Genomic DNA, 23973 nt, shown 5'->3' with positions numbered 1-23973 from the left:
AAAAGGGGCGCTCAACGCTGAGCGGCCCCCCTTAATGCGGTTTATTTTAAAACATCGTGATCAACGTAACGCTCGCCATTTAGCTCACTGATAATATTGATAGCGACCTTTGCGCCGTCTCCGGCAGTAATAATGGTATGCATGCTGACTCCAGCAACAGTTCCAGCTGCCCACACGCCTTCAACATTGGTTTTTCCAGCAGCATCCACATCAAGAATTGTTTTAATGCGCGGTTCTGTGCCTGGCTTTGTATTCAGGCCAGCCTTTTCTGCAAGATCCGTTGACATGCCAGTAGCAACAATAACATGCTTAGCTTCATAGCTTTGCTCTGAAGTTTGCACCGTTAAGCCTGAATCAGACTTTTCAATATTTTCAACAGTTGCAGTAACAAACTCTGCACCAAACTTTTCAGCCTGCTTCTTTCCTGTTTCAACAAGGTCAGGACCAGAAATTTCCGATACTCCATAATGGTTTTCAAGCCATGCACGTTTTGTTACACTTTTATCATTATCGACAACTAATACCTTTTTACCTGCCTTAGCTGCAAAAATAGCTGCACTTCCTCCAGCAGGTCCGCTTCCAATAATTAAAATATCATACATTCCCATTTCCTCCTTTATTTTCAATCTAAATTAGAGTTTATATCATTTAAGTATTAGTGTAAAATATTTTGATTTTTATTAAAAGACAAACACTTACAGTATTGCCTGATCAGAATATCTTCAAACAAAAAAACTCTCTTAATCAAACGTTTGATTAAGAGAGTTTTTTTACTTTTACCCCTTCATTTCAATAAGTTTTTTCCTTAGGTCATTTTCCATTGCTGTTAACTCATTTTCTGCATTTTGGCGTTTTTGCCGTCCTTCTTCCTGAATTCTTAACGTTTCTTCAAGAGTGGAGATCAGATTTTCCTGTGTCCTTTTCAATGTTTCAATATCCACGATTCCGCGTTCATTTTCCCGGGCTGTTTCGATCGTGTTTGTTTTCAGCATTTCGGCATTTTTTAATAATAGTTCATTGGTTGTTTTTGATACCTGCTTTTGGGCTTCAACTGCATGACGCTGCCTGATTAGCGTCAAGGCGATGGCTACCTGGTTTTTCCACAGCGGTATCGCCGTCATGATTGACGATTGAATTTTTTCAACTAATGCTTGGTTTGTATTTTGTATTAAGCGGATTTGCGGCGCGCTTTGAATCGTAATTTCCCTGCTTAATTTCAAATCATATAGGCGCTTATCCAGCCGGTCGGCAAATTGAATCATATCATTAACTTCCTGGAACTTCATTTGATCATTTGATTCCTCTGCTGCCTTTTTCAGCACTGGAATGGTTTTCTCATGCAGCTCTTCAAGCTTTAGCTCACCTGCTGCAATATAAACATTCAGTGCATGAAAATATTCTTTATTATTTTCATACAATTTTTCAAGCATGCCAATGTCTGATAATAGCGCATTTTTGCTGCGTTCCAGCTTGACACTGATCCGGTCGATTTGCGCTCCAGTTTTTTGATACTTAGACAGAGTTTCCTGTATGGAATTAGAAATTCTGCCAAACATACGGGCAAAAAACGATGATTTTTCTGGCTTTAAATCATCTGGATTGACCTCACTAAACCGCGCCATGAGATCGCTAATGATCTCCCCTACCTCACCAAGGTCCTGCTTTTGAACATGCTCAAGCATGGTATTGGAAAAGGACAGCAATTTTGATTGTGCTGGCGTTCCATACGAAATCATAGCTTGATGATTTTTAGGATCAATTTGGCCGGCAAGCTGGTAGGCTTTTTGCCTGTTTTCTTCGGGAATGACATCAATAAGCCGAACCTTTTTCTCCTCATTAACGGAAACCGATGGCATGGCTTGATCTTCGCCGAACGGGTTAGCAAGGAGATCATCCATTAAGTTTGCCTGACTCGCTTTGTCTAACAGGGATGGGTTGTTTTCGTTCATTTTAATCGCCTGCTTTCATCTTCAATTCGAGAATCCTTAATCATTTTTATGCGATGCTTGGCAACATCAATTTCAAAGTTCAGCTGATCAATGTCGTCAGAAATGACTTTATACAGATCCTCTTCAATCAGGCCTTTCATCTCCTCCAGCGTTTTTCGAGTATCAAACAATGAACGGTCAAGTTCGAGTGTTTTCTTTGGCTGATTGGAAAGAAACACATATTTTTCGGAAAGCTCAAGAGCAGAATCAAGGTGGGAGAAGTAGAACTGCTCCGCCTTATAAAATCGTTTCGGCTCTTTCTTTGTCAACTGATAGATTTTTCTCGCCGTTTTTGCCATTTCCATCCTTTGCTTGATGGAAGGGAAATGACGAATAGAAAACAGCGCCTTATGCAAACGTCTGATTTTATGATTGGCTTCATCAATATTCTTCTTAATGTATTGGTACTCTTTTCTTGATAGCTGCTGGCTTTTCAAAAAGCGGCGATTTTGCACGGCTTCGGTTATATAATAAGTCAATGCACCGCCGGCTAAAGCAATTCCGCCTGAAAGAAAAAATGTTTGTTCAAAAGCGATATAGCTTGTTAACCAAACAATCGAAGCTGCGGGTACCGATATTAAGATCCTAACAAGAAAAGCTAAAAATTGATTCATCATCCCATCGACTCCTGAATGAAATCTTTAATATATATACGTATGAACTTAAAGCTGGTTTCATCTTTAAAAAAACATTTTTTATCTAAAATAACAATATCATAAAGGACACGGTCCCTTCCATAGACTATAACCGTAAATCTAATTAGGACCTGAGACGTAGATGAATCCTATTAATCAAACGTTTGATTAATAGGAAGACATAAAAAAACGAACCAATTGCTTTGAATTGGTTCGTTTTTTGCATATTACTTTTTCATTCTAACAACAAGTACGTCACATTTGGCAGTTCTGGTAATGCTTTCAGCCACGCTTCCAATAATTAAACGTTCCAATGCATGCAGTCCTTCGGCACCGCAAACAATTAAATCAGCTTTGACCCTTTTTGCAATATTTTTAGTAATCTCCACCTTTGGAGAGCCAAATTCCAGAATAGTGTCAACGTTTTCGAGACCCTGTTCCAGAGCCAATTTCTTATATTTCTCCATAAGCTCTAATCCAAAGTGTTCAGCCGTCTTTTTAATGGAAGAAGTTTCTGCACCAGGATATGTTCTAATATGAGTATCAAGAATATGGACCAGATGCAATACAGCATTATTTCGTTTTGCCATTTCAACAGCCTTGTTAAATGCCCATTTTGCCTCTTCTGACCCATCGATTGCAGCAATGATATTTTTATAAACTAACCCCATCTCAAGCCCTCCCCTTTACCAAATATTAGCACAGTTTAAGTGGCTGAATTTTGTAAAAATGGTGAACTATATGACAGGTTTTTGAACTTTGTTAAACATCGTAAAACGTCCCCTGAAAGCGAAGCCCTCTCGCTGCAATCATCGGATATATTTTATAGAACTAAAAAAAGCCTCAGAAACATCTGAGGCTTGTAAAGATCTATTTCTTTTTCACCGTAATGGTCCAGGCAGCTTCGCTTAGCTGTTCAAAATTTGTTACAGCGTGGCCTTCTTCTGCAGCCCAGCGCGGGATGCTTTCTGTTGCCTGTGTACAGTCAAATTGGATGACTAATTCGTCTCCTGAATGTAAGTCTTCCATTTCTTTCTTTGCTTCAACTAATGGGAACGGGCATACCATACCCATAACTTCTAATGTTTTTTGCATTATTTATTCCTCCTATGCAGTAGTAACGTTTACAGCTGCAGATTTTTTTCTCACGGTCGGACGAACAAAAATAAAGTAAGATGCTGTCCATGTTCCTAAAATAATAAATAATAGACCAATCCAGCCCTGCCATGTCATCATAGCTGTCATGACTAAACCATTGCCAATGGAACATCCCCCAGCAATGCTTGCGCCAAACCCCATTAGGTTTCCTCCAATGAAGCTTCTGATTCCAGTTTTAGTATCTGGCATCCGAAAACGGAACTCACGGCTTGCTTTGGCTGCAATAAAGGAGCCTAGGAAAATACCCAGTACAAGGAAAACGCCCCAATTCAGAATGCTCAGATCTCCATTAACCAAAAATTGAAGAATGTTTGCTGAAGGTGTTGTAATACCAAGGCCAAACACTCTTCCAGTAGCAGCACTCAATGGCCAAGCAAGAAGTGCAATTAATCCTACAAGCACAGCAGTGAAAAATGGGTGCCAGCGTTTTTCAAATAATAAATGAGCTAGACCTTTGCGTTTTGGCTTCATTGCTGGAATCGCAACCTTTGGCTTTCTTTGCTCACGAACAACAACCCAGAGAACAATCACCGCTAAAAGTACAATAAACACCCATACAGATAGGCCAGTTGATTCAGCAATGGAATTTTTCCCAGCCTGCACGGATTGTATCGATTGATTCAGACCTGCTAATGGACCTGATTTCATGATCGCACTCATGACCATGTAGCCAAACAGGGCTATCCAGCTTCCAATTAGCCCTTCCCCGGCACGATACCATGTTCCGGTTGCACAGCCTCCGGCAAGAACAATGCCAATACCAAAAACAAATGAACCGGCAATCGTTCCAAGCCATGAGAAGGCTCCTGCCGAGTATTCAATGACTCCTGCCTGTATTAAGGCATACACGCCAATACTCTGAATAATAATTGCAATTAATAATGCATAAAACATGCGGTTGTCTTTTGCTATATACATATCTCTAAATCCGCCAGTCAGGCAGAAACGTCCTCGTTGCATAACAAATCCAAGCAAACCACCACAAAGTATCCCCGTTAGGATCATTTGTAACATATTTTTGCTCCTTTCAATAACCAAGTAATATTATAGGATTAATATTAATTACTCCACCCCTTTCTGTCAAATGAAATTCTTCCCAGTTCCATATTCCCAGCCTTATAAAATTTATTTGGATAACCATGTTTTCTACGGTAAAATAAATTGGTAGAAATATTTTTTCACGATTATATAATAATAGAGGAATATTTTTTCTCTCATGAATGGACAAATTAATAAAATAAGAAATTACGGTATTCTAAAGGAGATTAACATTCAATGGTTCATACATCCTATTATTTAGGCGTTGACATTGGGACAACCAGTACAAAAGCCGTTCTATTTGGGGAAAAGGGAACTGTTATCAGCATGCATCATGTTGAATATCCTTTATATAGCCCCGCTCCCTCGATTGCTGAGCAGGACCCAGACGAAATCTTTCAAGCTGTGATTAAAGCTATTAAAGGGGCTATGGTAAAAGGCGCAGCAGATCCAGCCAAGCTGGAGCTCGTTTCATTTAGTTCCGCTATGCATAGCCTTATCCCAGTAGATGAGCACGGCATGCCCTTAGCCAAGTGTATTACATGGGCAGACAGCAGGGCTTCCGATTGGGCTGATAAAATTAAAAATGAATTAAACGGGCTTGAAATATACAGAAGAACGGGTACCCCCATTCATCCAATGTCCCCTCTTGCAAAGATTGCCTGGCTGAGATCGGACTTTCCGGAACTCTTTCAAAAGACAAGCAAATTTATTGGAATTAAAGAGTATGTTTTCTTTAAACTTTTCGGTGAATATGTCGTCGATTATTCAATTGCATCAGCCACAGGCATGTTTCATTTGGAACAGCTTGTTTGGGATAAAGAAGCGCTTCAGGTGGCGGGGATTACAGATAACCAGTTATCTAAGCCTGTTCCTACCACCTTTTATTTAAAAGGCTTGAAACCTGAATACAGTCATGAACTCGGCCTTACATCAGACATTCCATTTATTATTGGCGCCAGTGACGGGGTACTTTCCAATTTAGGAGTCAACGCCATTGACCCAGGTGTCATCGCAGTGACAATCGGTACAAGCGGAGCCATTCGCACTGTAACAGACCGGCCAGTAACGGACCCAAAAGGCAGAATCTTTTGCTATGCACTTACTGAGAATCACTGGGTTGTTGGCGGACCGGTTAATAACGGGGGTATGACATTCAGATGGGTTCGTGACGAGCTTGCTTCTTCAGAAGTTGAAACAGCTAAACGGCTTGGTGTCGATCCTTATGAGATATTAACAGATATCGCTTCACGTGTTAGTCCTGGCTCCGACGGGCTTATCTTCCATCCCTATTTAGCAGGAGAACGGGCACCGCTTTGGAATTCACATGCCAAAGGTTCATTTTTCGGTCTCGGACTGCATCATAAAAAGGAACATATGATCAGAGCTGTATTGGAAGGTGTTATATTAAACTTATACACCGTCCTGCTTGCACTTCAGGAAGTGATTGGCGTACCGAAGAAAATCCAGGCAACAGGCGGCTTTGCAAGGTCTGAACTGTGGCGGCAAATGATGGCTGATATTTTCAATCAAGAGGTTGTCGTGCCAGAAAGCTTTGAGAGCTCTTGTCTAGGTGCGATTGTTCTAGGCATGTATGCGCTTGGAAAAATTGATGACTTTTCCATAATCTCTGATTGGGTTGGAACTACACATTCACACAAGCCTGAAGAAGAAAATACAGAGATTTACAAAGAGTTAATTCCGATTTATATTCGTGTGTCCAGACTATTGGAGAATGAATACGAGGAAATTACAAAATTCCAGGAAAAGTGGGTTAAATAGAAGAATACAAAAAACCAAGCCACTCAAAAGATTGGCTTGGTTTTTCTTCTATCATCAGTTTTTCTCTACACTATGACCGCCGAATTCATTTCTTAAAGCTGCTACCACCTTACCGGTAAAGGTATCCTCTTCCAAAGAACGATATCTCATCATCAAAGCAAGGCTGATAACAGGAACCGGTACTTGCAGGTCTAACGCTTCCTCCACTGTCCATTTCCCTTCGCCAGATGAATGCATAACACCTTTAATACCTTCCAGATTTGCGTCCTTTGAGAAAGCATTCTCTGTAAGCTCCATCAGCCATGAACGAATGACGGATCCATTATTCCAGTTCCGTGCAACTTTCTCGTAATCATAGTCAAAATCGCTCTTATTCAATACCTCAAAACCTTCTGCAATGGATTGCATCATGCCATATTCAATTCCATTGTGGACCATTTTAAGATAATGCCCGCTTCCGGTTTTTCCTGTATATAAATATCCGTTCTCCACGCATATATCTTGAAAGATCGATTCAATCGTCTGGAAAACTTCTTTGTCTCCGCCTATCATCATGCAAGCACCACTTCTTGCTCCAGATGTTCCCCCGCTTGTACCTACATCGAAAAAGTGAATTCCCTGTTCACTCAATTGGTCCGCTCTTTGGATTGAATCCTTATAATGGGAATTTCCCCCTTCAATGACTATATCGCCTGGTTCAAGAATTCCATTTAATTCAGCTATTACATCATTAGTAATAGCGCCAGCGGGCACCATGACCCAAATAATTCTTGGACTGGCTAATTCTAATACCAGTTCTTTGATGGAGTGGACACTCTTCCCTCCTGCTTCGTTAAGTTTATCTGCTGCTTCTTTATTAACATCATAGGCAATAACCTCATGCTGATGATCTATTAAATTTAAAGCCAGGTTAAATCCCATCTTCCCTAAGCCAATCAATCCTATATTCACAATAAAACCCCTTTTCGAAAAAAAATTTCTTTCCAGCTCATATTATACGAAAAAAATTTCGATAATAAAAGTTAATGAAAAAATATTTTTTCATTTGATATACTATACCTATCATTCTTATTGGAGATGAGACTCTAATGTCGCAGAATTGTCTTGGGAAAATCAGATCTTACTATGCTCGTTTAAGTGAAAAAGAGAAAAAAATTGCTGATTATATTTTAAGTAACCCTGAAGGAATTATTCACAGCACCATCAATGGAGTCGCTGAAGATTTAAATGTTGCAGATGCTACTGTTTTTCGCTTCTGCAAAAGAATTGGTTTCAAAGGTTACCAATCCATGAAAATTGCTCTTGCCTCAGAGGTTATCACGCCAATTCAGCAAATACATGAAGAAATTAACGAAACAGATGATGAAAAGACGATTACTAAAAAAATTTTTCAATCAAACATTCAAACCCTGGAAAATACATTACATCTATTAGATGGCTCATCCATAAAAAATGCGGTAAATCTGCTCACCCAGGCTAATAAGATTGAATTCTATGGCACCGGGGGATCATCGGTTAGCGCAATGGATGCCTTCCACAAGTTCATCCGAACCGGCACCAGAGTGTTTGCCTTTATTGATTCGCATTTCCAGTTAATGTCTGCCTCCCAGCTGACAGAAAAGGATGTTGCTGTTGTCATTTCTCATTCTGGAACTAACAAAGATACCATCAATATTTTAAAAACAGCCAAAAGAAATGGGGCAAAAACCATTGGCATTACAGGTTACCCAAAATCGCCGCTGGGACAGGACGCAGACGTGTCTTTATATACCAGTTCAGAAGAAACAGAATACCGCTCGGAAGCACTTTCTTCAAGAATTGCCCAATTAAGCATTATAGATGCCCTGTATGTTAATGTCATGATTATGAAAAAAGAACAAGCCAAACATTCCCTAGAGCGTGTCAGAGACGCCATTTCAGAAACGAGAATGTAAAAAGACTCTCTTTTTATTGGGAGTCTTTTTACATTCAAATCTACTTTGGAGCCTGCTAGAGTTAAACAAAAATATCAAGAATGAGCGCACCGGCAAAGGCGGTGAAGGATAGGACAGTTTCCAGCACAGTCCACGTCTTAAAGGTTTCGTTAATGGATAGCCCCAAGTATTCCTTCACCATCCAGAAACCCGCGTCATTCACATGCGAGAACATCAATGAACCAGCACCTGTGGCAATAACAAGCAATTCAAGATTAACCCCAGACATATTTGCAATAATTGGCGAAACAATCCCAGCGGCTGTTGTCAATGCTACAGTTGCCGAACCTGTCGCAATCCTGATTAATCCGGCAATTAAAAACGCGAGAATAAGCGGAGATAGCGCTATATTTTCTGACATATTGGCAATCGTATCTCCAACACCGCTATCAATTAAAACCTGCTTAAAGCCCCCGCCAGCACCAATAATTAAAATAATGGATCCGACCGGCAAAATACATTCCTCTGTAAAATCCTTGATCTTTTGTTTTGTCATGCCTTGACGGAAGCCAAGGAAATAAAACGCAAGGAAACAGGAAATGAGTAAAGCAATCAGAGGACTTCCAATAAAAGTTAAAAACGATTGCCCCCCAGCTGGAAGCGGCAGATATGGTGCAGCTGTTCCAAGTATCATCAAAATAACCGGCATAAGGATAGAGAGAAAGGATACACCTGTTCCAGGAATAGAATTCTTGTCCGATGTGTCCTCTACCTTAACAAGCTCTGGCTCGCCTTCAGGTATCACCCGTTTGTGAATCCAATTGGCAAAAAGCGGTCCGCCAATAATGCCTGCAGGAAGAGCAATAATTAACGAATATAGCAGTACATGCCCAAGATTGGCCCCATATATGCCTATGGCTGCAATGGCACCTGGATGAGGCGGCACCAGCCCATGTACAATGGAAAGCCCTGCAATTGCAGGCAAAGCAATTAATAAAATATTTTTCTTGGTTGCTTTTTGAACGGAAATCACCAATGGCAGCAGAATCAAAATTCCAACTTCAAAAAACACCGGAATGCCGATAATAAATCCAGAGAAAAACATAGCCCAAGGAACGCGTTTTTCACCAAATACCCTGACAAAATAGTTGGCAATTTGTAAACCTGCCCCAGATTCCGAGAGCATTTTTCCTAAAATAGTCCCCAGCGCTAAAATTCCAACCAGGTGTCCTAAAACACCGCCGACACCGGTTTCATACGCGCCGACAATTTTATCCCAGGACATTCCCGCGAGAATCGCTAAGAATAGACTTGCAACAGTTAAACTAATAAACGCATGCCACTTAAACCAGGATACACCTAATATAACGATGACAATTGATAATAGCGTAATCAATAATAAATATGCGTCCACGAAAATGCCGCCCTTCTTGTTAGTATTTTATTTCATCCATATAATGAAAGCACTTTCAGCACCAATAATTATACGAAAAAATATTTCTTAATACAATGTAATTTTAGAAAAAAAAATTCACCCACTGCCTGCATCCTCTCTTTTTTCTATTTAACCTGCCCAATTGAATGGGATACCTTGCGTATCTGCAAGAAGGATTAATTAAATTTGGCAAAAAAAATAAATCCACCCTAGAAAATGGATGAATTCATTCTTAAAGCTTTATATTAATGAACTGTTAATTGCCTGCTCAAATGCAGAAATAATGTCTTGTTCATGTTCAATACCGACTGAGATTCTAACAACCTCCATGGTAATGCCAAGCGCTTCGCTTGTCTCTTTTGGCAGTGCCCGGTGCGAAGTGGTCAATGGATGAGAAACTGAAGTTTCAACCCCTGCAAGCGTCGGAACAATCTTTACCCATGAAAGGTTTTTAAAAAATTGGCTGACATCAACCGTGTTTGCAAGCCTGATGGTTACCATTGCACCGTAGCCTGACTCTGTTTCGTTAAATGGATAGTAAACCTTTTCAATATGAGAATTATCGTTTAAAGCTTCAGCTAATATCCTAGCATTTGAGGACTGGACTTTCATTCTTAAAGCAAGTGTCTTTAATCCGCGGCATGTCAGCCAGGCTTCAAATGGGCTTACATTTGCACCAAGGTTGACAATTTTGGCTTTGGCCTTTGCTACTAAGCTTTCGCTGCCAACAACGACCCCTGCGGTAATATCACTGTGTCCCCCAATATACTTCGTTGCACTGTGAACAACTAAATCAACGCCAGTAAGATATGGAGTACAATGGAATGGTGTAGCAAATGTATTATCAACAATTGTAGCAAGGCTATACTTTTTAGCTAATTGAACGACAGACTCTATGTCTTCCACCCGCAAAAGCGGATTGGTAATGGATTCGGTATAAAGGAGTTTTGTATTTTTTTGAATCGCCTGCTCGATTTGCTGAAGGTCAGCAAATGAAACAAATGACGAGGAGATGCCGAACTGTTCAAGTTCTTCCTGAAGCATATGGAAGCTGCCTCCATAAATATCATCTGCAGCAACGATATGATCACCGCTTTTTACAACGGAAAGAATCGCAGCCATAATTGCCGAAAGTCCTGATGAGGCTGCAGCTCCGGCTGGCGCCCCTTCAATCGCAGCAACAGCTTGTCCGAGTTCATCCGTATTCGGATTCCCTACACGTGAATATAAATAATTGCCTTCCCCATGATAATAGGCTTCCATATCATCAAGGTCCTCAAAGGTAAATGCAGAGGTTTGATAAATTGGCGTCACTTTGCTCTTAATGGGCTTTTTATGTTTTAAGCCGCTGTGTAAAACCATTGTTTCAAATCTTTTTTCCAAAATAAGCACCTTCTTTGTGTTATTAGCTATGGAGAATACAACTTATTTTAACTCAAAATGCACAATATTCCTATAAGTATTATAAGTTAAATATATTCAGGAAAATTCTTGACAAAAAAAGGTTCGTTCTTTAATATTTCCTATAAAACCAATCGGAATTAGAAGGGTGAATCCACAGGAGGGATCTACGTGCTTCAATTATTTATAAATACAGATTTTCAAAAAGCCTGGCTGGAAAAATTATTTGAAAAAGAGGCGTCATTCAAAGAAAGAGCACCTGAAATTGATGAACATGCCGTCTTTCCTAAACAAAATATTCAGGAGCTTATCGATATGGGATACACAAAGCTTACACTTCCGCAATCTTACGGCGGTGATGGAGCGAGAGTGACCGATATGATTCTCTTTCAGGAAACATTAGCAAGCTTTGATGCTAATACAGCGCTATCCATTGGATGGCACCTTGGCGGTACAGGAGATATTTTTGAAGAAAAGCTATGGAAGGAAGAGAGCTTACGCTTTTTTGCTGATGAAGTCCTTAAAGGAGCCCTTGTCAACCGGGCTGTCAGCGAAGCACAAACTGGAAGCCCAACAAGAGGCGGGCGCCCTGGTACACAGGCCATCCGCAGGAACGGGACCTGGGTCATCTCCGGCCGGAAAAATTTCACCACCATGTCGCCTGCGCTAACGTATTTCTTAACCTCTGCATGGATTGAAGAAAAGCAATCAATTGGATTTTTCCTCATTCATAAAGATTCAGAAGGACTTTCCATTGAGGAAACATGGGATGTTATTTCCATGAGAGGTACTGGAAGTCATGATCTTGTACTTGAAGATGTGGCCGTAGAGGATGAAATGCTTGTAGAAATTCCCGATGGTGCAAGGGGAAACAAACCAAATGGCTGGATATTGCATATACCTGCAGCTTATTTAGGCATCGCTCAGGCTGCAAGAGATTATGCCATAAAGTTTGCCAATGAACATTCTCCCAACAGCATAAAAGGCCCTATCAGCCAGTTGCCGAATGTCCAGCATCACATAGGTGAAATCGATTTAGAATTAATGCGCGCTAGGCACTTTATTTACAGTGTAGCGCAAGCCTATGACGACCCAGCAAGAAGGCCATTTATTACAAATGAGCTCGGTGCCGTTAAGCATACTGTCACCAATGCAGCCATCAATATTGTTGATAAGGCTATGAGACTTGTAGGTGCAAAGAGCCTGCAGCGGACGAACCCGCTGCAGATGTATTACAGAAATGTAAGGGCAGGCCTTCATAATCCGCCGATGGATGATATGACCATCAGCAAATTGGCCATGACAGCAATCGAGCAAGCGAAAAACAAATAATAACTTTTTTCGGAGCATACAGCTGTAAGGCTGATGCTCTTTTTTTTATGATTTTACTATTTTTATCTTATAAATTTTCAAAATTGGTTGACATCCTAAGGGCACGAGACTATTATAATTAATAACCAATTTAACCAAGTGAAATACTATGAATTAAAATTATTAGATAAGGAGATTGGTATACATGAAAAGAACAAGATTTTTCAAATTTGCTGCAGCAGGTTTAACGGTTTTAACTCTGCTGGCAGGGTGCGGGTCAAGCGATACTTCTAGCTCAAGCTCGACTGGTGATGACGGCACAGATGTCAGAAAAGTAAAAATTGCCTACGACCAGGCCTCAAAGCCAATTTCCTGGCTGGATGAAAGCGGCAATCCAACGGGATATGACGTGGAAGTGATGAAGCTTGTTGATGAAATGCTTCCAGAATATGAATTCGAATATGTCGGCACAACAAGCGATGATCTTCTCATCGGTGTTCAGCAGGGCAAATATCAAGCAGGTGTAAAAAATGCCTTCTGGACAGAGGAAAGAACGAAAAACTTTATCTACCCTAAAGAGTTCCTAGGACTTAGCAGCATTGGGCTTGTCTTAAAAAAGGAAAATGAGAACATTAAAACTCTTGAGGACTTTGCATCAGCTGGATTAACATTAGCGCCAATTGCCGCAAACAATGCCCAATATACGGTTATTGATGAATACAATCAGAAAAACCCTGACAACCCTGTAAAACTTCAAGCCGGAGATCAGTTCTCTGTAGACGTTGTTCAATGGGTTAATGAAGGACGTGTAGATGGCGGTGTACAGATTGAAGGTCCTTTTAAGAAACAGGTACTTGATGAAGAGGGCCCCTATCATAACCTCGCTGGCGAAGTTGTCTATAACGAGTTTAACGTAATAAAAACATGGCCTCTATTCAATAAAAAAGAACAGGAATTTGCAGATGCTTATGATGAAGCGATCAAAAAGCTAAAAGAAGAGAAAAAGACAAATGAATTAAGCGTTGAGTTTTATGGCAGAGATTTATTCGAAGTTTTGGATAAAGTCTCTAGATAAAATAGGTGGAGATGTAAATGGAGAAGTACTTCGATGCGTCCTATATTTTTGAAGCACTGCCGATGCTAATCCCCTTCCTAAAGGTAACCTTTTACGTTACTGTTTTATCCGTACTTTTCGGATCGATCATAGGGCTAATACTCGCCATTATGAAACTTGGAAAAAATAAGATTGGCCAAAAGATTGCTAATGGCTATACAACGATTCTGAGATGTACACCATCTATCGTTCTCTTATTTCTTGTTTATTATGGCGTTCCAGCCCTTGCCGGAAGCTTTGGCATTGACCTGAATTCCTTAGACACATCTGTATTTGTTATCATCACCTTCTCCCTGCAATTTGGGGCCTATATGTCAGAAGTGATCAGAAGTGCCTATGAATCTATTGATAAAGGACAATATGAAGCTGCTGTAAGCGTTGGACTAAGCCCTGTTCAAGCTTACTGGAGAATTATTTTTCCACAGGCTTTTGTCGTTGCCCTGCCAAACTTCGGCAACAGCCTGCTGGAATTAATGAAAGAAGGATCTTTGGCATACACGATTGGTTTAATTGATGTCATGGGTAAAGCCAATCTCATTATTGCTGGCAACATCAATGCCCATGCTCTGGAAATCTATATTGCGCTTTCCTTAATTTATTGGGTTCTATCGATTGCCATTGAACAATTCTTCTTTAGATTAGAAAAGTTATTTAGTAAAGGAAAGCAAGTGATTAAAACGACATAAGGTGGTAAAAAAACATGTCGGATGGTCTGGATTTTGAATTTTTAATTGATACATTTTTCGTAGCTCTATCGGGAGTGCCTATCGCCTTATTGATTACGGTTGTTTCCTTGCTGATTGCACTCCCTCTCGGCTTTTTGCTTGCGTTAACGAGAATTAACAAGATACCTGTTTTAAACCGATTTGCCCAAGTATATGTTTCTTTTGTCAGAGGAACGCCTGTCATCGTGCAAATTTTCATTATTTACAACAGTGTTCCCCTATTGCTGTCTTCTATTTTTAAAGAGTACGGCATCAACATAAATGTATACGAAATTAATCCCATTTGGTACGCGTTTATCGTTTTTTCGTTAAATACAACGGCTATTCTAATCGAGGTCTTTCGTTCCTCCATTAGTACGGTCAGCAAAGGGCAATTGGAAGCAGCCCAGTCAGTCGGTCTGACAAATGTGCAGGCCTTCAGAAGAATTATTATACCGCAGACACTGGTTGTGGCCTTGCCAAATATTTGTACGGCTACAGTTAACCTCATTAAAGCAACATCATTAGGGTATGCCCTATCGCTTCATGAAATTACACTGCGTGCCCAAGTAGCGGCAAATGCCAGCTACAATTATGTTGAAGCCTATTTGGATATATTTATCGTCTATTTGATTATTTGCAGTTTAGTAGAGTACTTATTTAAAGTTTATGAAAAAAGGCTGACAAAATATAAAGCAGCGGCTGCCTAAGAAGGGAGTTGAAAACATGCTGGAAATTAAAGATATCCGAAAATCCTTCGGGAAGAATGAAATTTTAAAAGGGGTAGATTTAAAGATTGATAAAGGAGATGTGGTTGTTATCCTTGGTCCGAGCGGCTCAGGAAAAACCACCTTGCTCCGGTGTATTAACTTCCTTGAAAAGGCTGATTCCGGCAGTGCCCTCTTTGGTGAAACGGAGGTCAATCTCGGGTCAGCTTCGAAAAAACAAATCTATCAAATCAGAAAAAAAATCGCCTTTGTGTTCCAGAACTATAATTTATTTAATAACAAGACTGCTTTGGAAAATGTAACCGAGGGATTAATCATCGGGAGAAAAGTTCCAAAAAACGATGCAATTGAAATCGGCAAGAAGGCATTGGATAAAGTCGGGCTTTCAGAGAAATACGATGCCTATCCAAGCGAGCTTTCCGGCGGACAGCAGCAACGGGTTGGCATCGCCAGGGCGGTTGCTTTAAACCCGGATATCATTCTCTTTGATGAACCTACCTCTGCCTTGGACCCGGAACTTGTCGGCGAAGTTTTAGAGGTTATGAAGAATATCGCCAAAGAAGGAACAACGATGCTGGTTGTTACCCATGAAATGTCCTTTGCCAAGGATGTCGCCAATCGCGTGATTTTTATGGACGGAGGAGTCGTTGTCGAGGAAGGAACACCGCAGGAAATTTTCGTCACTCCAAAGGAAGAGCGAACACAGAAGTTTTTAAAAAGAGTACTGCCGGAGGATTATACGTTTTATATTTAATGTAGAACTGCCCGCTTTCAGCGGGCAGTTTTTGTTTCATTTTATTCTTATCTGTTTTTTCACTGGTCGGGCATCGTTCTGCCTCTTCGATTCCCTCATCCTCTGTTTTTTCGATGGTGTGGGCATCGTTCTGACTCTTCGATTCCCTCATCCGCTGTTTTTCTGCTGGCGGGGGCATCGTTTTGACACTTCGATTCCCTCATCCGCTGTTTTTCTGCTGGCGGGGGATCGTTCTGCCCCATCAATTCCGTTACCCTCCAGAAGCTATTATTAGATAATGCCCAAGGTCCCTAAAAAGACCACGATAATAGTAATCGGGACAATCCACTTCATAAGAAAACTCCATGTCTGAAATAAACCTAGAGGCAAAGAGTTGCTTAAGGTGAATTCCTCTTTTACCAGCTGTTTGTTCATTCTTAAAGAGATAAATAACGCTATCAGCAGGCAGCCTAATGGGAGCATGATGTTGCTGACAAGAAAATCTGTTGCATCAAATACTGTTTTGTCAAAGAGCTTAAAGTTCTCCAGCAGGCTGAACGAAAGAGCTGCCGGAATGCCGGCGACAAAAACAATAATGCCGGACATCCATGTAATCTGCTTTCTTGAATATCGTCGGCTTTCTGTAAATGCTGAAACAATGATTTCCAGCAAACTGAAAGATGAAGTTAGAGTAGCAAATAGGAATAACACTAAAAAGATAGCCAAAAAGAATTCGCCGAACGGCATCTGTGAAAAAACGGCTGGCAGAACGATAAACAATAGTCCAGGTCCTTCCGTCGGTTCAAATCCGAAGGCAAATACGACTGGAAAAATAGCAAGCCCTGCAAGAAACGATACAAAAATATTCATGGCGACCACGGTTCCCGCAGAAGATGGAATGCTGACATTTTTCTCTAAATAGGAGCTGTATGTAACCATACAGGAAAACCCTACAGCCAGAGCAAAAAAGGATTGCCCCAAAGCATATAAAGCCGACTCGCCTGTCATTTTCGACAAATCTGGGGTTAGAAAAAACTTAATCCCTTCCATGGCTCCGTCAAGGGAAACAGATCGTATCACAAGAACGATAAAGAAAATAAACAGAAGCGGCATCATATATTTATTAGCCTTTTCAATTCCATTCTGAATTCCAAAAGAAATGACAACGACATTAATCAGGAGAAACGCAGCTAGACCAATTAAAGTTATATAAGGTGTTGCTGTAATGCTGCCAAATAAATCAGGATAGCTGGTATTGGCCTGAATAACCGTTCCTCCAACGGCCATGATGCTGTATATCAATACCCAGCCGCCGACAACAGCATAAAAGGACAAAAGCAGAAAACAGCCAATGACCCCTAACGGGCCAGTAATGACCCAAATACTGTTCGGAGCAAGCTTTTTATAAGCTGAAACCGCCTCCTTCTGTGCTCCGCGGCCGATAATAAACTCAGACACCAGCATAGGAAAACCAATTAAAATCGTAAAAATAACAAAAAGAAGAAAAAACGCTCCTCCCCCGCTCATCCCTGTCACATAGGGAAACTTCCAAATGGCCCCCAGGCCAATCGCTGCTCCCGCAGAAGACATAATAAAACCAAACTTCGATGACCAATGATCTCTCTCATTGTCCAAAAAAACCCCCCCTTACCTAAAAAAATGCTCCTTACCACATTAACGCGTTACCATATCGAGGGCCTGACCCCCATCGCGTTAATGCGGTGCCGCGTCGGGGGTCAGGCCCCCAGTGCGTTAATGCAGTGACACGTTTACTTTTTATACCAATTGGCGTTTTTGTCCATATGCAGGAATGGAATATCGGTGTCGATTTCTCCTATTATCCGGTTTTGTTCCAGGTTTTGTCCTTGCAGCCAGCTGGCAAAGGCGAATTCAGTTGGCTCCCTGTCTCCGCCTAAGGAAATCCATGCCTTCATTTCTTTTGGCAAATAGGCAGTTGTGTGAATGGTTCCTGCCCAGCTGCCGTAAAGGTCGGAAAAGACACCTTTGTCAGTGTCATTCAACAAGCGAAATGCCTGGTAAGCTTCCTTAACGGTTTCCTGATGATCTTGTAAAATACCTAGCCTGCGTTCTGAATCACCTAAATGATTTCGGTTTTCGTGCTTCATAATTTCAAAGTGGTTGGTGCACGCAATAGTCTGCCGCACTTCAACCCCTCTTGGCGAAGCCTCAACGGCATAGGCTTTTCCACTTTTGTCATAGACGACGTATGTAAAGGAATGCCTGTGCGGAATTTCCTTTAGCATTTCTGAAGCTTCGTCGATATTTGCACATGACTCAAGAATCAGCCGGCCAATCATGCAGCAAATAAAGCCAATTCCCGGGTTTTTCCGATGCATGAAGTTATATCCGATCACAAGCCCCTTCTCATTCATTCCATCCATTCGTCCAGTCACCCTTTGACTTGGTCCAATAATGGCATATCCTTGATCTGAAGGCTGAAAGAAAACATAGCGTCCCTCATAGGTCTTCGGGTGATAATCATAATTGCGAATTAAATAATTTTCCCCTGTTAGTATCGAGCACCCTGAGCGGACATAATTCAAACGATAACCGCCAAACTCCTTTAATACCCTTTCCATTGGCCATTCCAACGCATCCTGAAGTCCAATCAATTCATCCCAAACCCCAGGGGCAAATCGGGTAATGGCTTCCTTAGCTTCATTTATATCGATTGAAAACCTAGGTTTTCTTACCTTCCATTGATCCTCACGGTTTCTCACTGAAAGGGAATCCCGTAATATCTCCCCTTGCAAATAGCCGAAGTCATAATGTGTCCCGCGAAATTGTATAATATCACTGTAAATCTGTTTCAAAATAAACTCCCTCTTTTTTACTGAGTAATATGTTAAGAATACTTAAATGAAGGAAAAAAATAAAGCCAAAGAAAAAAAGGCCCGCCCGGACAATGCCAGGAAAGCCTTCATCAGTTATTATTTTGTCATCCAGTCAGGTTTGCCGAATCCTTTAAATTCTTCGTCAATCACCTTTTCAAATCCCTCTGATTCAACAACTTCTTTAATATCCTTGGATAGCTGTGAATCCTTGTTAGCTGTTTTTACAGCAACAACATTTCGGTATTTATCATCCATATCCTCAAGGGCAAGTGCGCTAAGCAGGTCCATTTTCGCTGCTAGTGCAAAGTTTCCTGGAACAGCAGCTAAGTCTGCACTTTCTACGGAACGTGGCAGCTGTCCTGCTTCAATTGGCTGAAATACTAGGTTTTTCTTATTTTCAGCAATGTCCTTTTCAGAAACAGTTAGCGGATCTGCACCTTCATCTAATTTAATTAATCCTTGATCTTCAAGTGTATTAAATGCACGTGCAGCGTTTGTTGGATCGTTAGGTACAGTAATTGTCGCACCATCTTCTATTTCATCTATAGACTTATAAGTGTTAGAGTAAATTCCCATTGGAGCAGTTGGGACCGAAATTAATCCTGTTAAATCCATCTTATTTTCTTTTGCAAAGTTTTCTAGGTAAATGGTGTGCTGGAACAGGTTTGCCTGAATGTCGCCATTATCCAGTGCTTTGTTTGGCTGGATATAATCACTAAATTCAATGACTTCCACTTTATAGCCTTTTTCCTCAAGTCCAGGAATGATTGCCTTTTTAAGCATGTCACTGTATGGGCCGGCTGTTGCACCCAGTTTAATTTCCTTTGATTCTTCACCTGTTGCACCTTCACTTGATTGATCCTTGCTGTCAGAGCCGCCGCAAGCTGCTAATGCGCCCACAGCCAATAATAAAATAATTGCTAAAAACCATTTTTTCATGTTAACTCCCTCTTTCCTATTTATCGTTTATCTACTATTTTGGCAACGAGGTCACCAATAATCTGAATAGCTTGTACTAAAATTATTAATATAAGAACAGTTGCAAACATAATGGTATTATCGTAGCGATAGTACCCAAAGCGAATGGCCAAGTCACCAATTCCGCCGCCGCCGACTGTACCCGCCATTGCGGAGAAGCCAACTAAACTAATAAGAGTTAATGTTATTCCTGAAATAATCCCGGATCTTGACTCAAGAAGGAGTACATCCTTAATAATCATCCACGGAGTCGCACCGGCAGCAATTGCCGCTTCAATGACACCTTTATCAATTTCGCGCAAGGCTGTTTCAACGATTCGGGCAAAAAATGGAACAGCAGCTACCGATAGAGATACACTTGCTGCAGTCGGTCCAATCGTTGTCCCAACCAAGAAATTCGTTAAAGGAATTAAAGCAACAAGTAAAATAATAAACGGAATCGAACGAACCAGGTTAACAACAAAACCAAGTATATTCTTGACTGCACGGTTTTCCATAAAAAGCCCTTTATCGGTAACATATAAAGCAATGCCGATTGGAAGGCCGATAACCACGGCAATGATTAAAGAAATTGTAATCATATAGATGGTTTGAATGAAAGCAGTATTGATATCAGGAAGCAGTTCCATTAAATGATTGAAATCAATCCCCATTTCCTAACACCTCCACATGCGCCTCCCGATTTTCGATATAATCAAGTGCTTTATTAATTTCTTCCCTTTGGCCTCTTAGTTCCATAATAAAGATGCCAAGGGGCACATCCTGAATGTATTCAATAGAACCATGCAGAAAATTGCCTTTTACATTGTATTGCTGGAGCATGTCAGAAATAATCCCTTCCCCTGCCACTCTTCCTCTAAACATTACTTTCACAATTGGGCCTTCACAGCGATTTAAGATCGCTTCAGGGATATCAAAAGAAACAACACTAGCAATAAATTCCTTTGTTAAATCAGCCTTAGGGCTGGCAAAGATATCATAAACAGGACCTTCCTCGATAACCTTCCCATCCTGCATGATGGCCATTCGGTGGCAAATTTCTTTTACGACATCCATTTCATGTGTAATTAACACAATCGTAATACTCAGCTCTTTGTTAATTTTCTTCAAAAGATTTAAAATGGACTTGGTTGTTGTCGGGTCTAGCGCAGATGTAGCTTCGTCACATAATAGAACCGACGGATTGTTGGCCAGGGCTCTTGCAATCGCGACTCGCTGCTTTTGGCCCCCGCTCAGCTGTGAAGGGTAGACATCCCTTTTATCAGCTAAACCGACCATATCGAGAAGATTCTCTACCCTTTTTTTAATTTGATCGGAGGGAATTTTTGCCGCTTTCAAGGCAAACGCAATATTTTCAAATACTGTTTTTTGGCTGATTAAATAAAAGTGCTGAAAAATCATGCCGATTTTCAACCGGGCCTTACGCAGGCCCTCGCCATTTAGTGAAGTTAAGTCAACTCCATCAACTGTAATGGTCCCTGATGTCGGTCTTTCCAATAAATTAATGCAGCGAAGCAATGAGCTTTTCCCTGCGCCAGAATATCCGACAATTCCGTAGATTTCCCCTTCCTGAACAGTAAGAGAGACATTGTCGACACCTTTTACTTCTCTGTTTTTCGCAGTATATATTTTTGAAAGGTTCTTAATTTCAATCATGGTTTTCACCCCTTTAAGTAAAACAAAATACCCCTTTTCATCTGAAAGGGGCATCGAAATGTTCATTATCTCGACTTATCTTTCAGAATGAAATCATTCTGCAGGAATTAGCACCTTCCCAAAAAGGGGGTTGCCGGACATCATAGGGCCTAGTCCCTCAGTCTCTCTGGATAAGCAATATTTTATTTAATAAAATAGCACAATATTCATAGTACAAATCGATTAACATTTTGTCAATATAGTAAATTTTGGGCCATTTCAAATAAAACGCTTACACACCCTGCAAGATAGCCATTAGGAAAAATTTTTTTACTAGACAATTGCCTTAAAAAACTATAAAATTTGAAATTAACTCGTACAAAATTGTTGAAGGTGGATTACATGGAATATTCAGACCGTTTAAAAAATTTACCAGTCCAATTTTTCGCAAGCCTTATTGAAAAAGTGAGCAAAGCCAGCGCAGAGGGCAGAGATATCATTAACTTAGGCCAAGGCAATCCAGACCAGCCTACACCTCCGCATATCGTTAAAGCATTGCAAACTGCAGCAGAGGATCCCAGAACACATAGATACTCTCCATTTAGAGGCATTCAAGAACTTAAAGACGCTGCAGCGGAATTTTATAAAAAGCAATATCATGTTGACATTGATCCAAAGACTGAAGTTGCTGTGTTATTTGGAACAAAAGCAGGGCTTGTAGAATTGCCGATATGCCTGTTAAATGAAGGCGAGCTTATGCTTTTGCCAGACCCTGGATATCCCGACTATTTATCCGGCGTTACATTAGCAAATGTGCAATATAAAACATTCCCATTATTAGCGGAAAATAATTTCTTGCCTGATTATGATTCCATTTCAGACGAGGATAAATCTTCAGCAAAATTAATGTACCTTAACTATCCGAACAATCCAACTGGTGCTATGGCAGACCTCGACTTTTTCGAAGAAACCGTTGCTTTTGCTAAGAAAAATAACATCACTGTCTTGCATGATTTCGCTTACGGAGCTATTGGATTCGACGGAAAAAAACCTGTTAGTTTTCTGCAAGCTGAAGGCGCTAAGGAACTTGGGGTTGAAATGTATACGCTATCCAAAACCTATAATATGGCTGGATGGCGGGTCGGCTTTGCTGTTGGTAATCCAGTCATTATTGAAGCAATAAATTTAATTCAAGATCATTTATATTGCAGTCTCTTTCCTGCGGTCCAATTGGCAGCTGCAGAGGCACTCACTGGTGATCAGTCCTGTGTTGATGAACTGGTGGCTCGTTATGAAAGCCGCAGAAATGCGTTAATTAACGCTTGCAAAGAAATCGGCTGGAGTGTTACGGCTCCAAGCGGATCGTTTTTTGCCTGGCTCCCTGTGCCAAGCGGATTCACAAGTGAAGAATTCGCTGACTATCTGCTGGAAAAAGCCGATGTTGCTGTTGCAGCTGGCAACGGATTTGGAGAATTCGGAAAAGGCTATATCCGCGTCGGCCTCCTAGTAGACGAAGATCAGCTAAGAGAAGCAGTCAACAGAATAGGAAAATTGAACCTCTTTTAATATGCAAAAAAAATCGCCGTATTCGGCGATTTTTTTTTATAGAGATAGTGTGACAATGACGGCTAATAAGAAAATAATAGTTACATAATTGACAGAATAGAGAAAGGCCATTCGCGCCCATTTTTGGTTATCTTTTGCCATAAACCCGCTTATGCTAACAACGATCCATCCGATATTAAGCAAGGTGGCAATGATTAAAAATACTAGACCAAGCTGCGGGATAAGAAAAGGCAGCGGAATTAAACAGGCAGAATACACAAAGAACTGTCTCTTCGTGATGTCAAATCCATGAACAACAGGGAGCATGGCCACTCCTGCTGCTTTATACTCATCATATTTGCGAATGGCAATAGCGAACGTATGCGGCATTTGCCAAATAAACAAAATAAGAAATAACACAATCGGAACAATATGGAAGCCGGAGGAGATGGCTGTCCAGCCAATCAATGGCGTAACCGCTCCGGAAATACTGCCAATCACAGTATTAAGAGTATATCTGCGTTTTGACCACATCGTATATAAAATTACATAAGTAAACCAGCCAATAAAAGCGTAAATAGCTGATTCAACTGAGATAAATAGCAAAATGATCATTCCAAGTACTGAAAAAGCAATACCCAATGATAGGACAGTCTTTAAAGAAAAATGGCCAGTAACCGTTGGTCGTTTCTTCGTTCTTTCCATAATTGTATCAATATCAACATCGTACCAATTATTTATAACAAGTGCCCCTGCCATCACCAGTGTACTGCCAATCATGGTCAGCACAAAAACATCCCAATTAGCCATAAAAGAATCATTGGCAAAATAAATAGCCAGCCAAAATCCAGTAAATACAGGCAAGACATTAGCTACTAAAACATATGCTTTAAATAGAGATTTTAGATCTTCTAAAAGAGATATATGATCAGTCCCAACCTTCTGCAGAGAAGGTGCCCCCTCTTTATTCATCTATTTACCTCCTCTAAGAAATGGTCCAATAATATTATAGAGCTTTCA

Annotated in this window: 24 protein-coding genes and 1 riboswitch; of the genes, 8 read left to right on the top strand and 16 right to left on the bottom strand. The window is 40.7% G+C overall.

Features of this window, described 5'->3' with window-relative positions:
* Positions 1-41: 41 nt before the first annotated feature.
* The 6 genes from AC1Q59_RS09415 to AC1Q59_RS09390 form a co-directional block, all read right to left on the bottom strand.
* Positions 42-602 (bottom strand): NAD(P)/FAD-dependent oxidoreductase, encoded by a 561-nt coding sequence (locus AC1Q59_RS09415; RefSeq protein ID WP_492365557.1) that lies wholly within the window; start codon positions 600-602, stop codon positions 42-44.
* 174 nt (positions 603-776) lie between these two features.
* On the bottom strand, positions 777-1949 hold the full coding sequence (locus tag AC1Q59_RS09410; RefSeq protein ID WP_492365556.1) for a toxic anion resistance protein: 1173 nt from the start codon (positions 1947-1949) through the stop codon (positions 777-779).
* Entirely contained in the window at positions 1946-2605 is a 660-nt protein-coding gene (locus AC1Q59_RS09405) for a 5-bromo-4-chloroindolyl phosphate hydrolysis family protein (RefSeq protein ID WP_492365555.1), read from the bottom strand. The genes AC1Q59_RS09410 and AC1Q59_RS09405 overlap by 4 nt, the downstream gene beginning before the upstream one ends.
* A 245-nt stretch (positions 2606-2850) precedes the next feature.
* Positions 2851-3294, bottom strand: coding sequence for a universal stress protein (locus AC1Q59_RS09400; RefSeq protein WP_492365554.1), 444 nt, complete (start codon positions 3292-3294; stop codon positions 2851-2853).
* A 199-nt stretch (positions 3295-3493) separates the two neighbouring features.
* Positions 3494-3718, bottom strand: a complete 225-nt coding sequence (locus AC1Q59_RS09395) for a sulfurtransferase TusA family protein (RefSeq protein WP_492365553.1) — start codon at positions 3716-3718, stop codon at positions 3494-3496.
* A 12-nt stretch (positions 3719-3730) separates the two neighbouring features.
* Positions 3731-4795 carry a YeeE/YedE thiosulfate transporter family protein gene (locus AC1Q59_RS09390; RefSeq protein WP_492365552.1) on the bottom strand — a complete coding sequence of 355 codons (1065 nt, stop codon included), beginning with the start codon at positions 4793-4795 and terminating at the stop codon, positions 3731-3733.
* 261 nt (positions 4796-5056) lie between these two features.
* Here AC1Q59_RS09390 and gntK point away from each other — a divergent pair, with 261 nt between their 5' ends.
* Positions 5057-6601 carry a gluconokinase gene (gene gntK / locus AC1Q59_RS09385; protein WP_492365551.1) on the top strand — a complete coding sequence of 515 codons (1545 nt, stop codon included), beginning with the start codon at positions 5057-5059 and terminating at the stop codon, positions 6599-6601.
* 54 nt (positions 6602-6655) lie between these two features.
* Here gntK and gnd read toward each other — a convergent pair whose 3' ends face one another.
* Positions 6656-7552 carry a phosphogluconate dehydrogenase (NAD(+)-dependent, decarboxylating) gene (gnd, locus tag AC1Q59_RS09380; protein ID WP_492365550.1) on the bottom strand — a complete coding sequence of 299 codons (897 nt, stop codon included), beginning with the start codon at positions 7550-7552 and terminating at the stop codon, positions 6656-6658.
* 137 nt (positions 7553-7689) lie between these two features.
* Here gnd and AC1Q59_RS09375 point away from each other — a divergent pair, with 137 nt between their 5' ends.
* A complete protein-coding gene (locus AC1Q59_RS09375) occupies positions 7690-8535 on the top strand; it encodes a MurR/RpiR family transcriptional regulator (RefSeq protein WP_492365549.1) in 846 nt (281 codons plus the stop codon).
* 61 nt (positions 8536-8596) lie between these two features.
* Here the strand turns inward: AC1Q59_RS09375 and AC1Q59_RS09370 are convergent, their stop codons facing one another.
* Positions 8597-9928, bottom strand: a complete 1332-nt coding sequence (locus AC1Q59_RS09370; protein ID WP_492365548.1) for a GntT/GntP/DsdX family permease — start codon at positions 9926-9928, stop codon at positions 8597-8599.
* Positions 9929-10189: 261 nt separating this feature from the next.
* Positions 10190-11332, bottom strand: coding sequence for a trans-sulfuration enzyme family protein (locus AC1Q59_RS09365; RefSeq protein WP_492365547.1), 1143 nt, complete (start codon positions 11330-11332; stop codon positions 10190-10192).
* Between the two features lie 189 nt (positions 11333-11521).
* Here AC1Q59_RS09365 and AC1Q59_RS09360 point away from each other — a divergent pair, with 189 nt between their 5' ends.
* The 5 genes from AC1Q59_RS09360 (at position 11522) to AC1Q59_RS09340 (ending at position 15961) form a co-directional block, all read left to right on the top strand.
* A complete protein-coding gene (locus tag AC1Q59_RS09360) occupies positions 11522-12682 on the top strand; it encodes an acyl-CoA dehydrogenase family protein (RefSeq protein WP_492365546.1) in 1161 nt (386 codons plus the stop codon).
* Positions 12683-12866: 184 nt separating this feature from the next.
* Positions 12867-13736 (top strand): transporter substrate-binding domain-containing protein, encoded by an 870-nt coding sequence (locus AC1Q59_RS09355; protein ID WP_492365545.1) that lies wholly within the window; start codon positions 12867-12869, stop codon positions 13734-13736.
* 17 nt (positions 13737-13753) lie between these two features.
* Positions 13754-14461: an amino acid ABC transporter permease gene (locus AC1Q59_RS09350; protein ID WP_492365544.1), complete on the top strand. Its 708-nt coding sequence runs from the start codon at positions 13754-13756 to the stop codon at positions 14459-14461.
* A gap of 14 nt (positions 14462-14475) precedes the next feature.
* Positions 14476-15189 (top strand): amino acid ABC transporter permease, encoded by a 714-nt coding sequence (locus AC1Q59_RS09345; protein WP_492365543.1) that lies wholly within the window; start codon positions 14476-14478, stop codon positions 15187-15189.
* A 16-nt stretch (positions 15190-15205) separates the two neighbouring features.
* Positions 15206-15961: an amino acid ABC transporter ATP-binding protein gene (locus AC1Q59_RS09340; protein WP_492365542.1), complete on the top strand. Its 756-nt coding sequence runs from the start codon at positions 15206-15208 to the stop codon at positions 15959-15961.
* 95 nt (positions 15962-16056) lie between these two features.
* Here the strand turns inward: AC1Q59_RS09340 and AC1Q59_RS09335 are convergent, their stop codons facing one another.
* From AC1Q59_RS09335 to AC1Q59_RS09310, 6 genes are all read right to left on the bottom strand, one after another.
* Positions 16057-16206 carry a hypothetical protein gene (locus AC1Q59_RS09335; protein WP_492365541.1) on the bottom strand — a complete coding sequence of 50 codons (150 nt, stop codon included), beginning with the start codon at positions 16204-16206 and terminating at the stop codon, positions 16057-16059.
* A gap of 25 nt (positions 16207-16231) precedes the next feature.
* Positions 16232-17575 (bottom strand): sodium-dependent transporter, encoded by a 1344-nt coding sequence (locus AC1Q59_RS09330; RefSeq protein WP_492365540.1) that lies wholly within the window; start codon positions 17573-17575, stop codon positions 16232-16234.
* 134 nt (positions 17576-17709) lie between these two features.
* Complete coding sequence (locus AC1Q59_RS09325) at positions 17710-18774, bottom strand: C45 family autoproteolytic acyltransferase/hydrolase (protein ID WP_492365539.1); 1065 nt, start codon at positions 18772-18774, stop codon at positions 17710-17712.
* 117 nt (positions 18775-18891) lie between these two features.
* On the bottom strand, positions 18892-19734 hold the full coding sequence (locus tag AC1Q59_RS09320; RefSeq protein WP_492365538.1) for a MetQ/NlpA family ABC transporter substrate-binding protein: 843 nt from the start codon (positions 19732-19734) through the stop codon (positions 18892-18894).
* Positions 19735-19754: 20 nt separating this feature from the next.
* Positions 19755-20426: a methionine ABC transporter permease gene (locus AC1Q59_RS09315; RefSeq protein ID WP_492365537.1), complete on the bottom strand. Its 672-nt coding sequence runs from the start codon at positions 20424-20426 to the stop codon at positions 19755-19757.
* The gene (locus AC1Q59_RS09310) at positions 20416-21429 is read right to left on the bottom strand and encodes a methionine ABC transporter ATP-binding protein (RefSeq protein WP_492365536.1); all 1014 of its coding nucleotides are present in this window, start codon (positions 21427-21429) and stop codon (positions 20416-20418) included. Before AC1Q59_RS09310 ends, AC1Q59_RS09315 begins: the two co-directional genes overlap by 11 nt.
* Positions 21430-21501: 72 nt before the next feature.
* Positions 21502-21606, bottom strand: a riboswitch (SAM riboswitch).
* A 204-nt stretch (positions 21607-21810) separates the two neighbouring features.
* Between AC1Q59_RS09310 and AC1Q59_RS09305 the strand changes: the two genes are divergently transcribed.
* The gene (locus AC1Q59_RS09305; protein WP_492365535.1) at positions 21811-22974 is read left to right on the top strand and encodes a pyridoxal phosphate-dependent aminotransferase; all 1164 of its coding nucleotides are present in this window, start codon (positions 21811-21813) and stop codon (positions 22972-22974) included.
* Between the two features lie 36 nt (positions 22975-23010).
* On the opposite strand, the gene cyoE is transcribed toward AC1Q59_RS09305, so the two are convergent.
* Positions 23011-23925, bottom strand: a complete 915-nt coding sequence (gene cyoE / locus AC1Q59_RS09300) for a heme o synthase (RefSeq protein WP_492365534.1) — start codon at positions 23923-23925, stop codon at positions 23011-23013.
* Positions 23926-23973 lie beyond the last annotated feature (48 nt).

Source organism: Cytobacillus sp. MT66 (genome assembly GCF_058792595.1).
The sequence above is the reverse complement of the archived record's forward strand: the minus strand, read 5'-3'. Positions and strand labels throughout refer to the sequence as shown.